Here is an 11,992-nt window from a genome sequence, read left to right on the forward strand (position 1 = left end):
CGGGGGGTGGGGGGGGGGGGGGGGCCCCCCCCCCAACCCCCCCCCCGCCGTCAACACCGCCGCACAGCTCGGCTGGCGCGCCTCGGTCGCCGAGCATGCGGCGGATGACGCCGATCACCGCTATCAGTCGTAGAGCACCGCGCGAACCTTCGGATCGTCGATATTGCTCTTGTCGTACCAATAGAAGCCCGTGTCGATCACCTTCGGCAATTTCTCGCCCTTGAGCGCTTTGACGGCCGCTTCCACGGTTTTATAGCCGATACCTACAGGATTTTGCGTAATCGCCCCGGCCTCGAAGCCCTCCCGGATCGCATCCGTTTGCTTCTTGCCCGAATCGAAACCGACGATCACGACCTTGCGTTTCATTTCCCGGCACCCGTTGATCACGCCGATGGCCGAACCCTCGTTCGTCCCGAAGATCCCTTTCAGATTCGGATGAGCTGTGAGGATCGACTTGGTCACTTCGGTCGACTTCAACTGATCGCCGCCGCCGTATTGCACCGTGACGATTTTGACCTTCGGATGCGACGCCTTCATGCGCTCGACGAAGCCGTCGCGCCGGTCCATGCCCGTGCGGCTCGTCTGATCGTGCGCCACCACGGCCACCTCGCCTTCGTTGCCGATCAACGCGGCCATTTTGTCCGCGGCTTGCGCTGCGGCGGCTTTATTGTCGGTGGCCGCCGTCGTCACGGGGATGGCGCTATCCACGCCCGAGTCGAACGCAATTACCGGGATGTGCTGCGCCTGCGCCTTCTTGAGCAGCGGTATCGCGGCTTGACTGTCTAGCGCCGCGAAACCGAGCGCGCTCGGCTTTCTGGCCAGCGCGGCCGCCAGCATGTCGATCTGCTTGTCGACCATTGCCTCGGTCTCGGGCCCTTCGAAAGTCACGCGCACGTGATAGTCCTGGCCTGCTTTTTCCGCGCCCGTCTTCACGGCTTGCCAGAATTGATGCTGAAAGCCCTTCGAAATCAACGCCACGTATGGCTCGGGCGCGGATTGCGCACGCGCCGCGCCGGCCAGCGCGAGCATGGCCGCGAGCCCAAGGGTCATGCGGGCGAAGGTTCGTTTGTTCATTTCCCGTCTCCTCTCTGGTTAAACCCGCGGCGCCCCCGCCGGGCGCGCCATATCTCAGCGTTGGTTGCTTCGACGCAGTATGTCCATATAGACCGCCGCAATGATGATGAGGCCGGTTACGACGATTTGCCATTCCTGCTCGACCGACATCACTCGTAACCCATTGACGAGCACGCTCATAATGAATGCGCCGATCATCGTTCCGGTAATCGTCCCCGTGCCGCCGGAAAGCGAAGTGCCGCCGATCACCACGGCGGCAATCGCATCGAGCTCGTAGCCCTGCCCCAACGCGGGCTGCGCCGAGTTCAAACGCGACGCGATCAAAAGCCCGGCAATTCCGCAGATGGCGCCGCCCGTGGCATAGACCGCGATCTTCCATCGATCGACGTTGACGCCCGAGAGCCGAATCGCTTCTTCGTTGCTGCCGAGCGCGAACGTGTACCGGCCGAACAACGTCTTATTGAGCGCTATCGCCGCGAGAAAAGCCAAGACGAAGAGAATCAGAACCGAATTCGGAATGGGCAATGCCGGCATGATCGCGCCTATCACCGAATCTTGAGAAATGCTGGTGAAGCCGGGCGTGTCGTTGAAATAGATGGGGCGCGTGCCCGAAATCACGAGCGAAAGGCCTTTTAGCAGCATCATCATGCCGAGCGTGGCGATGAACGGGGGAATCCGGAGCTTGGCGACGAGCACGCCCGAGATCGATCCGGATAACGCGCCGAACCCGATCGCCGCCAGCACGCCGACCCAAAGCGGCATTCCCCAATTCGTCAAAAAGACGCCGCTCATGACCGCGCAGAAAGTCATCAACGTACCGACCGACAGATCGATGCCGCCCGTGATGATGACGAAGGTCGAAGCAATCGCCAGCACGCCGTTGACGGCCGTCGCCTGCAAAATGCTGACGATGTTCTCCATCTGCAAAAACTCGGGCGATGCAAAGCCGAAGAATGCAACCAACACGATCAAGCTCGCGAATGCGAGCAGCTTCTGTCTTGCGTTCGAATCGAAAATCCGCGTCCGAATAGCGGCTAAGCCCTTTCTGCTTCCCATGACGGGAACCGGCGGCTCGGCATCGGGTGCGGGGTTCGGGGTAGGGTTCATTTGGGCTTCCGTCGATTCATGCGAACACCGTCGACTCGCGCTGCGTCGCCAGCCTCATGATCTCTTCCTGCGAGGCTTGCGCACGCGACAATTCGCCCGTGACGCGCCCCTCGCACATGACGAGCACGCGATCGCTCATCCGCAGCACCTCCGGCAATTCCGACGAAATCATGACGATCGCCTTGCCTTGCGCCGCGAGCGCATCGAGCAACCGATAGATTTCCGTCTTGGCGCCAATGTCGATGCCGCGCGTCGGCTCATCGAAAAACAGAATGTCGCAGTCGCGAAGCAGCCACTTCGCGATCACGATCTTTTGCTGATTGCCGCCCGACAACAGTCGAACCTGCTGGTGCACAGACGGCGTCTTGATGCGCAGCCGATCGACATAGCCTCGCGCCGCCTCGTCGATGCGCCGCTTGTCCAAAAACAAGCCGAACGACGCGAACTTGCGCAAGCACGGCATCACGACGTTCGACGCGACATCCATACCCGTCGCCAAGCCAAATTGCTTGCGATCTTCGGAGAGATAGCCGATGCGGTGACGCACCGCGTCCTGCGGCGAACGAATGGAGACGGCGCGCCCATGCACGCGTATCTCGCCCGCATCGATCGCATCCGCGCCGAACACCGCGCGCGCAACCTCGGTGCGCCCCGCGCCCATCAAACCCGCGAATCCGAGAATCTCGCCCTTGCGCACCGAAAAGCTGACGTCCCTCAGCGTCTTGCCGCGCGTGAGCCCCTTTACATCGAGCGCAACCTCGCCGTCGGACGCCACGCTCGCCCGCCGCTGCGTCATATCCAACTCGCGCCCCACCATGAGCGCGATGATCGTCTCGATCGGCGTCGTGGCGGTGGGCACAGTTGCGACGTATTGCCCGTCTCGCATCACGGTGACGCGGCTGGAAATCTCGCGTAGCTCGTCCATCTTGTGCGAAATGTAGACGATACCGACGCCTTGCGACTGCAATTTGCGAATGATGCGAAAGAGATCGTGAATTTCGGCGTCGTTCAGTGCCGCCGTGGGTTCGTCCATGATCAGCACGCGCGAGTCGAACGACACGGCCTTGGCGATCTCCACCATTTGCTGCATGGCAACCGTCAGCCGGCCGACGTTCGTGCGCGGATCGAGCTTCAAATGCATGCGCGCGAAAATCGCTCCCGCGCGACGATTGAGCTCCCTTTCGTCGATGAACATTCCCAGCGCCCGGCGCGGCTCCCGCCCGATGAAAATGTTTTGCGCCGCGCTTAGATGGTTCATCAAGTTGAGTTCCTGATGAACGATCCCGATGCCCAGATCGCGTGCGCCGCGCGGATCGCGAATCTCGACCGGCCGGCCATCGATGCGGATCTCGCCGGCGTCCTTCTGATAGACGCCCGACAGCACCTTCATCAACGTCGATTTACCGGCGCCGTTCTCGCCGACCAGCGCGTGAACCTCGCCCGCGAGCAACTCGAACTGGCAGCGGTCCAGCGCCCGCACGCCCGGGAAGGACTTGCACAAGCCGCTAATCGACACGAGCGCGGGTTCGGCGCGCTCGCCGCAGTGCCTTGCTGTCTCGCTCATGTCCGCCTTGGATTGTGTCGAAACCGCATGTGTTGCGACGTGCGCTCCGTGCGTTTCGCAGCGTTTCGCCAGGCTGCCACGAGCCTGATCGAGCCGCACCGTCGAAACGTTTCGCTAAACGTTTCGGCGAGAGACTAGGATGGCGATGAATCAATGTCAATCGGGGAGCCAGCCCGAATAGGGTTAACGATATCGCCGCTTCAAACGAAACGTTTCGCTAAACGTTTTGCTTTGCCAAACGCCGATGAGCGCGCGTATGATTCGAGCGAAAAAACCCGTACTTCGTCTCTCGCCGCCGGGCGCGTTTCCTCGGCGGACACACGCAAACGCAGCGCTCGTGCGCTGGCCCCGTCTCGGCCAAGCCGTTCGCTGCCTGGCGGCCGCCATTGCGTTGCACAACTGAATTGGATCAGAACGTGGCAGCAACGATGAAAGATGTGGCGCGCCTGTCCGGGGTGAGCCTCGCCACCGTCTCGGCGGTCTTGTCGGGCTCGTCGTACGTGAGCCCCGATTTGACGCAGCGTGTGCAAAGGGCGGTCCAGACGCTTGGCTACGCGCCGAATTCGGTCGCGCGCAGCCTCAAAAAAGGCGCGACCGAGCTCATCGGCCTCGTGGTGCCGGACGTCACCAATCCGTTCTTCACCGCCATCGTTCACGCCGTGCAAAAGCGCGCGCGCACGCTCGGCTACTCGGTCGTGCTCTGCGACAGCGAGCGCGACGTCGAGCAAGAGCGGTCTTATCTCAAGATGCTGCGCGCCCATTTGGCCGTGGGCACGATCTTCTGCCCTAGCGGGCCGGAAGAAGCTTATAAGCGGTTGGAAGACGATATCGGCATCATGCCGGTCGTCTGCGTCGACCATGCCGCGCGCCCCGGCGATTACGACTCCGTCGTGCTCGACAACATCGCCGCTGCGCGGCTCGCCACGCAGCACGTGCTCGGCCTGGGCCATAGGCGCGTTGCCATCGTTGTCGGCCCGCAGCACCTAATGCCGGGCCGCGATCGCCTCGTCGGGTTCGAGCAGACGTTGCATGGCGCCGGGCTGGACATCGCGCCCGAGCTCGTTCGACAGGGCGCGTTCGGCGAAGCCGGCGCTTTCGACGCCGTGCAAGCGCTGCTAACGCTTCCCGAGCGGCCTTCGGCCATCTTCGTCACGAACAATCAAATGCTCATTGGCGCCATGCGTGCAATTGCCGAAAGCGCGCTGTCGTGCCCCCGCGATATCTCCGTCGTGGCCATCGACGATTTCCCCTGGGCCGCGGCCTTCTCGCCCGCGTTGACGACGGTGTGCCAACCGGTGGACGCCATGGCCGAAGCGGCCCTCGATATGCTGATCGAGCGGGTGCAAGGCAAGCGCGGCCCGCCGAGACATCGCGTGTTCGCGCCGGAACTCGCCGTGCGCCGCTCGTGCGGCGCCCCGCCCGAGCGCATGCCCGCGAGAGCACGGACGCCGCGCGGCAAGAGCGCGCGCGAAGCAAAGCAGGCCGACGAATCGAAGATCGTTCTCTCCAATACTTAGGAGAGCGAATCATCTCTACCGTGCGGCCCCTTCCATGCTGGAAATAACAGTAGGTTCGATCCGACAATGCATCGAGACAACGACGTGAACGATAAGCAGGAGCTGCAGCTAAAGCGGCTGATGGAAGCGACAGGCGCACTCGGTTTCGGCGCTGCGCCACTCGGAAACTTGTATGCAAGAGTCACCGACGATCAAGCGGATCAAACGCTGACCGCCGCCTGGGACGTAGGCGTTCGCTATTTCGACACGGCGCCGTTTTACGGCTGCGGCCTTTCGGAGCAACGTGTCGGCAAAGCGCTCGCGCGCTACCCGCGAGATGCGTTCGTGCTCTCGACTAAAGTCGGCCGCCTGCTCGTGCCCGACCGTACCGTGCCCGAAATTCAGCACGGCTATGTGGGAGGGCTTCCGTTTCGCGTCGAATACGATTATTCGGCGGACGGCGCGCGGCGGTCGATCGAAGCCAGCCTATCGCGCTTGGGGCTCGACCGCATCGACATCGTCTACATCCACGACATTGCGCAAGATACGCACGGCGACGACTGGCTCCGGCAATACGCAATCGCGGCGAACGGCGCGATGCGGGCGCTCACGGAGCTGCGGGACGAAGGCGTCATCGGCGCCTGGGGTCTTGGCGTGAATCGGATCGAACCTTGCCTGATGGCGCTTCGCGACGCGGCCCCGGATGTCTTTCTGCTTGCGGGCCGCTACACGCTACTCGACACATCGGCGCTTAGCGAACTTCTTCCTGCGTGCGACGCGAGAGGCGTGCGCCTGGTCCTCGGCGGCCCGTACAATTCGGGGTTATTGGCCGGCGGCACGACGTTCGAATATGCGCGAGCGCCCGCCGACATGCTCGAGAAAACGCATCGCCTCGCTGCGCACTGCGCTCGCTACGGCGTTTCTTTGAAGGCTGCCGCCCTGCAGTTTTGCGGCGCGCCGTCCGCCGTGGCGTGCGTCATCGCGGGCAGCCGCAACCCCGGGGAGATCCGAGAGAATTGGGCGCTCATGCATACGCCGATTCCCGCCGAATTTTGGGCCGACCTGAAGCGTCGAGGGTTGATACCGGACGAAGCGCCCGTGCCGCATTAGCGCAAAGCGAAATGGCGCACGCCGAATCGGCTCGCCGCTTGCGTGCTTGCTTCAACTCACGACACCGATCACCGATATGTACATCGACAGCCACTTTCACATTTGGTCGCTCGCGCGCGGCGATTACGATTGGCTCACGCCGCAATTGCCGTTGATTTACCGCGATTTCGGCGTAGCGGATTGGCGTGCTCAATTCGGTCAGCGCGGCATAACCGGCGGCATTCTCGTGCAAGCCGCGCCCACCGGCGCCGAAACTACGTTTCTCTTGGAGCAGGCGGCGCGGCATGCCGATGTCGTCCTTGGCGTCGTGGGCTGGGCGGATTTCGAGCGTGACGACGCGCCTGCTCGCATACAGTCCTTAGCGGCCGATCCGCGGCTCGTCGGGCTGCGTCCCATGCTGCAAGACTTGGCCGATCCTGCCTGGATTACCAGGCCGTCGATTCAACCCGCGTTGCAGGCAATGTCGAGCGCGGCGCTGACGCTCGATGCGCTCGTCCGTCCGCTCCATTTGCCGTACATCGATGCCCTGGCACAGCGCTACCCCGAACTGACGATCGTCATCGATCACGCCGCGAAACCGGCGATCGCGACGGGACACGACCGGGACGCGTGGGTCCAAGGGCTGCGCGCGCTGGCAGCATATCCGTCCGTGTATTGCAAGTTGTCGGGACTTTGGACGGAAGCCGCGCACGGCGCGCCGGTATCGGCCGTCGAGCCGTGGGCCAACGCTGCGCTCGATATCTTCGGCGTCGACCGGGTGCTATGGGGTAGCGATTGGCCCGTTCTACGCTGTGCGGGCGAGGCTCAGGAGTGGTTCGACTGCGCGATGTCGATCGCGGCCTCGCGCGGGCAGGATGCCGTGGCGAAGGTTTTTGGTGCGAATGCTCGGCGCGCGTATCGAGTGTGACGAAAATGCGCCGAGGGAGCCGTCATGCTTCTACGGCCTCGCCGTCCAATCCCGCGTTTGTCTGCACCGAGCCTCGATATTCGATCGAGGGCGATGCAGCGGTCAGTATCGCCATGGCCGAGGGCCTGGCCCACAAGGTGCTCAACTCGCTAACCAGCGCATCGAGCAGCCGCGCGATATCCGCCCGAGCGGTTTGATGCAGCGCTTCGGCGACGATCAACACGCCTTTCGTATCTGCACGAACGGCCGACAACGCGCTTTGCCGATGCGCCCAACGCCGTGCATGCGCGCGATTCTCCGCATCGGCGAAAATCACTTCTCCCGGATCGGGATATTCGATATCTCCGCCGAACGCTTGGTATGCCTCGTCGCCCTTGGCGAAACGCACTTCGAGCCGCCGCGCCACGTGCGCAAGATCGAAGACGGCTATCGGAACGCCAAACGCCAGCGAGATCGCATTGCATAAGTCTACGAGGGGATGCAAACGCGGCAACGCGCCCTCTTTTCGGAAACGTCGTAGCAGCGATTCTGACGCGCATCGATACTGCGTAGGCTTGAGCCCCATCTGCGAAAACGCGCGCCGCCAAGCTTGCACTTCGGGCCAGTCGCCCTCGGAAGCTCGTTCTATGCGGGAGCGGGCTACGGATTGGTAGTGGGCGACGCGGGCATCGACATCGCGTTCCGCGGTGATCCCGTCGACATATAGAACGCCCGGCACGAGCGCGGGGAAGCGCGCCCAGAGTTCAGGGGAATGTTGGAAATGCATCGGCAACCTCCTTTCCTCGATACGGATGAATGCGAGGATGGTCTAGTCTGCCGTTGCGGTCTTGAATGAAATTGCGGCGGGATGCGGGCGGAGCGCCTAAACGCCACCCTCAGCGCGAGCCGTTTGCTTGATTCGTTCCCCCGGGAACGAGCGGTGCAGCATCACGGAAATCGAGCCGGTAAGCGCCTTCTGCTCACCGGCCTCCGATTTCCCGGCCGCTACCGCAGCCTAGCCGCGCCGGATTATTTCCGCTTCAGCTGCGAAATATCGCGCACGGCGCCACGGTCCGCCGAAGTCGCCAACGCCGCATAAGCTTGCAACGCTTGCGAGACGACGCGCTCGCGGTTGGCCGGCATCCATGCCTTATCGCCCCGCGCCTCCATCGCAGCGCGGCGGCGCGCCAATTCCTCGTCCGCGACGGCCAGGTGCATTTTGCGCTGGGGAATGTCGATTTCGATCACATCGCCCTCTTCCACGAGACCGATCGTGCCGCCTTCCGCCGCTTCCGGCGACGCATGCCCGATCACGAGCCCCGACGAGCCCCCCGAGAAACGGCCATCGGTGAACAACGCACAGGTCTTGCCAAGCCCCTTCGACTTCAAATACGACGTGGGGTACAGCATCTCCTGCATCCCCGGGCCGCCCTTGGGGCCTTCGTAACGAATCACGACGACATCGCCCGCCACCACCTTGTCGCCCAAGATCGCTTCGACCGCTTCATCCTGGCTTTCGAACACGCGCGCACGCCCCGAGAAGACCCACTGCGATTCGTCGACGCCCGCGGTTTTGACGATGCAGCCCTTCTCGGCCAAATTGCCATACAGCACCGCAAGACCGCCGTCTTTCGAATAGGCGTTCTGCTTGCTGCGGATGCACCCGCCCTTGCGATCGGTGTCGAGCTGCGCGAACGTCGCTTCTTGGCTGAACGCCACAGTGGTGGGAATCCCGCCGGGCGCCGCGCGGTAGAACTTCTGCGCCTCTTCGCCCGCGCCACCCGCGACGTCCCATTTCGCGATTGCGTTGCCAAGCGTGCCGCTATGCACGTTGCCGCACGAAAGATCGAGCAGCTCGGCCCGCGCAAGTTCGCCAAGGATGCCGAGAATGCCGCCCGCACGGTGCACGTCCTCGATATGGAATTTGTCGGTTGCGGGCGCCACTTTGCACAAGCACGGCACCTTGCGCGAGATACGATCGATGTCCGACATCGTGAAATCGACGCCCGCCTCCTGCGCGGCAGCCAACAGGTGCAGCACGGTGTTGGTCGAGCCGCCCATGGCGACGTCGAGCGCCATCGCGTTTTCGAACGCCTGCTTGCTGGCGATGCTGCGCGGCAGCACCGATGCGTCTTCTTCTTGGTAATAACGGCGGCACAAGTCGACGATCAGGCGGCCCGCTTGTTCGAACAAGCCCTTGCGCCATGCATGGGTGGCAACGATCGTGCCGTTGCCCGGCAACGAAAGGCCGATCGCTTCGGTCAGGCAATTCATCGAGTTGGCCGTGAACATACCCGAGCACGAGCCGCAGGTCGGGCAAGCGCTGCGCTCGACTTCCGCCACTTCGGCATCGCTGATCTTCGGATCGCCCGCCTTGATCATCGCGTCGATCAGGTCGATCTTAGCGATCACTTGGCCGTCCGTCGGCGACTTGACCTTGCCCGCTTCCATCGGGCCGCCCGACACGAACACGACCGGAATGTTCAGCCGCATCGCAGCCATCAGCATGCCCGGCGTGATCTTGTCGCAATTCGAAATGCAGACCATGGCGTCGGCACAATGCGCGTTGACCATGTATTCGACCGAATCGGCGATCAGTTCGCGCGACGGCAGCGAATACAACATGCCGCCATGCCCCATCGCGATGCCGTCATCGACGGCAATCGTATTGAATTCCTTGGCCACGCCGCCAGCCGCTTCGATTTCCTGGGCGACGAGCGCGCCGAGATCGCGCAGATGCACATGCCCCGGAACGAATTGGGTGAACGAATTCACGACGGCGATGATCGGCTTGCCGAAATCGTCGTCTTTCATCCCAGTGGCGCGCCAAAGCGCGCGGGCGCCGGCCATGTTGCGGCCGTGGGTCGATGTGCGTGACCGATAGTTGGGCATGGAGTCCTCAGATGTTCAAGTCTGTATTGCGGTGATTTAAGACGCGTCAGGGACGCAGGCGATCACCCTGCGAACCCGGTTGCCGCCAGCAAGCGCTGCTTGCGCCTCGGCGCGGGCGGTCGGCTGCGGTCAGGTACCGAATACTGCGAGATGCAGCGTAAGTCGTCCAATATATTTTTACTGGCAAACTAAGTCGATACGCATATCAGCGAATTGGACGAATGCCAGGAAGCGAGTAAAGTGTCGACCAATGGCCTTCGGCAGTAAAGAGGGGCTGAACATATGACTGGGATTAGCGTTGAATTCGGCTTCTTTTCGTCCAATCGAAAACCCGCTGGCCGGCGCAGACTACAAAGCATCGACGCGCTGGCAGGCACCACGCCACAGCAGTCGCGATCCTCGACATTCAGGAGACCTAGCATGAGCACTTTGGCGGTAATTCTCAGCGTTTGGGCCACGGTTGCGACATGCGCGGCCCTGTTCATCCGCGGCGCGAGCCCGCGCCTGGAACGCGCAACCGTCTCCTCCGAGCGGCGTTCCGTGCAGGTTTCCGTGACCGAATAACGGCCTTGATAATGGCCTCGATCTTCGGCTTCGTCTGAAGATTGCTCGTTAGCGAAGGCCCGTCGCGTCGCCGCAGGCGGCGCGGGGGCCCGATTCCCTTCCGTAGCGCGCCAGCTCAACGCGCATTCGAATCCGCACCCGTTCCGCCGCGAGCCCCCGCCCCCGCCTGATAGAATCCCCGGTCGCGTCAGCCACGATCAAGGATCCTTCATGTCGACCTCATCGCATGCGCTCCCGCGCTGGACGCTCTGGGCGCCGCTCGCCGCTTGGATCGTGCTCGTGCTATCGCGCATCGTGCATGTCGAGGGAGTCGCCATCGCACTGATCGGGGTCGCGCTCGTCGGCTCCGTCTTCGCCGCGGTTCATCATGCCGAGGTCGTCGCCCATCGTGTCGGCGAGCCGTTCGGCACGCTCGTGCTCGCGATCGCCGTGACCATCATCGAAGTCGCACTGATCGTATCGGTGATGTTGACGGGTGGCCCCGAAAAAGCGGGCCTGGCGCGCGACACGGTATTCGCCGCGGTCATGATCGTCTGCAATGGCATCGTGGGCTTGTGCCTGCTGGTCGGCGGCTGGCAGCACGGCGAGCAGGACTTCAAAGGGCTCAGCGCAAGCAAAGCGCTTGCAGTGCTCGCTTCGCTGTCGGTCCTCTCGCTGGTCATGCCCAATTACCTGAGCGCCATGCCCGGCCCGCAGTTGTCCACCTCGCAACTCGCCTTCGCCGGGGTGTCCTCGCTCGTCTTATATGGCGTCTTCGTCTTCGTGCAGACCGTGCGCCACCGCGAATACTTCCTGTCGGGCGCCGTCGACGAGAGCGAACACGCCGCGCCGCCGACGAGCCGCGTCGCGCTCATCAGTCTTCTGCTGCTATTCGTCAGCCTCGTCGCGGTCGTGCTGCTCGCCAAATTGCTTTCGCCCGCGGTCGAGCGCGGCGTGCTCAATCTCGGCGCGCCTGCAGCCACGGTCGGCATCGTCATTGCGGCGCTCGTGCTCCTGCCCGAAGGGCTCGCCGCGGTCGGCGCCGCGCGCGCCAACCGCCTGCAAACGAGCATGAACCTCGCGCTCGGCTCGGCGCTCGCGAGCATTGGCTTGACGATTCCCACCGTCGCGGCCGTGTTCATCTGGACAGGACGGCCGCTGCTGCTCGGGATCGGCGGCATGGAAACCGTGCTGCTGGCGCTCACGCTATTCGTGAGCGCATTGACGCTCAGCACCGGGCGCACGACGGTGTTGCAAGGCGCCGTTCATCTTTCGCTGTTTGCCGCCTATTTATTTCTATCCGTCACGCACTGAACGCGC

General features: G+C 63.0%; 9 protein-coding genes. 4 read left to right on the forward strand and 5 right to left on the reverse strand.

All coding sequences use genetic code 11. The annotated features are described in order from the left end of the window. Positions 1–123 precede the first annotated feature (123 nt). The 3 genes from MMB74_RS08600 to MMB74_RS08610 form a co-directional block, all read right to left on the reverse strand. Positions 124–1,029 (reverse strand): ABC transporter substrate-binding protein, encoded by a 906-nt coding sequence (locus tag MMB74_RS08600; protein ID WP_277428614.1) that lies wholly within the window; start codon positions 1,027–1,029, stop codon positions 124–126. Between the two features lie 99 nt (positions 1,030–1,128). Beyond that, entirely contained in the window at positions 1,129–2,130 is a 1,002-nt protein-coding gene (locus MMB74_RS08605) for an ABC transporter permease (protein WP_277428615.1), read from the reverse strand. A gap of 67 nt (positions 2,131–2,197) precedes the next feature. After that, positions 2,198–3,745 carry a sugar ABC transporter ATP-binding protein gene (locus MMB74_RS08610; protein ID WP_277428208.1) on the reverse strand — a complete coding sequence of 516 codons (1,548 nt, stop codon included), beginning with the start codon at positions 3,743–3,745 and terminating at the stop codon, positions 2,198–2,200. Between the two features lie 416 nt (positions 3,746–4,161). Between MMB74_RS08610 and MMB74_RS08615 the strand changes: the two genes are divergently transcribed. The 3 genes from MMB74_RS08615 to MMB74_RS08625 all read left to right on the forward strand — a co-directional run bounded on the left by MMB74_RS08615 (position 4,162) and on the right by MMB74_RS08625 (position 7,258). Next, complete coding sequence (locus tag MMB74_RS08615; protein WP_277428209.1) at positions 4,162–5,262, forward strand: LacI family DNA-binding transcriptional regulator; 1,101 nt, start codon at positions 4,162–4,164, stop codon at positions 5,260–5,262. A gap of 84 nt (positions 5,263–5,346) precedes the next feature. Continuing rightward, positions 5,347–6,351 carry an aldo/keto reductase gene (locus tag MMB74_RS08620; protein WP_277428210.1) on the forward strand — a complete coding sequence of 335 codons (1,005 nt, stop codon included), beginning with the start codon at positions 5,347–5,349 and terminating at the stop codon, positions 6,349–6,351. Between the two features lie 76 nt (positions 6,352–6,427). Further along, entirely contained in the window at positions 6,428–7,258 is an 831-nt protein-coding gene (locus MMB74_RS08625; RefSeq protein ID WP_277428211.1) for an amidohydrolase family protein, read from the forward strand. A 22-nt stretch (positions 7,259–7,280) separates the two neighbouring features. Here the strand turns inward: MMB74_RS08625 and MMB74_RS08630 are convergent, their stop codons facing one another. Together MMB74_RS08630 and ilvD are read right to left on the reverse strand one after the other, a co-directional pair. Then, positions 7,281–8,024, reverse strand: a complete 744-nt coding sequence (locus tag MMB74_RS08630) for a phenylalanine--tRNA ligase beta subunit-related protein (RefSeq protein ID WP_277428212.1) — start codon at positions 8,022–8,024, stop codon at positions 7,281–7,283. A gap of 242 nt (positions 8,025–8,266) precedes the next feature. Continuing rightward, a complete protein-coding gene (gene ilvD, locus MMB74_RS08635; RefSeq protein WP_277428213.1) occupies positions 8,267–10,129 on the reverse strand; it encodes a dihydroxy-acid dehydratase in 1,863 nt (620 codons plus the stop codon). 774 nt (positions 10,130–10,903) lie between these two features. On the opposite strand from ilvD, the gene MMB74_RS08640 reads away from it, so the two are divergent. Beyond that, positions 10,904–11,986, forward strand: a complete 1,083-nt coding sequence (locus MMB74_RS08640) for an ionic transporter y4hA (RefSeq protein ID WP_277428214.1) — start codon at positions 10,904–10,906, stop codon at positions 11,984–11,986. The last annotated feature ends 6 nt before the right edge of the window (positions 11,987–11,992 follow it).

The organism is Trinickia sp. Y13, from assembly GCF_029522115.1.
Classification (GTDB): domain Bacteria; phylum Pseudomonadota; class Gammaproteobacteria; order Burkholderiales; family Burkholderiaceae; genus Trinickia.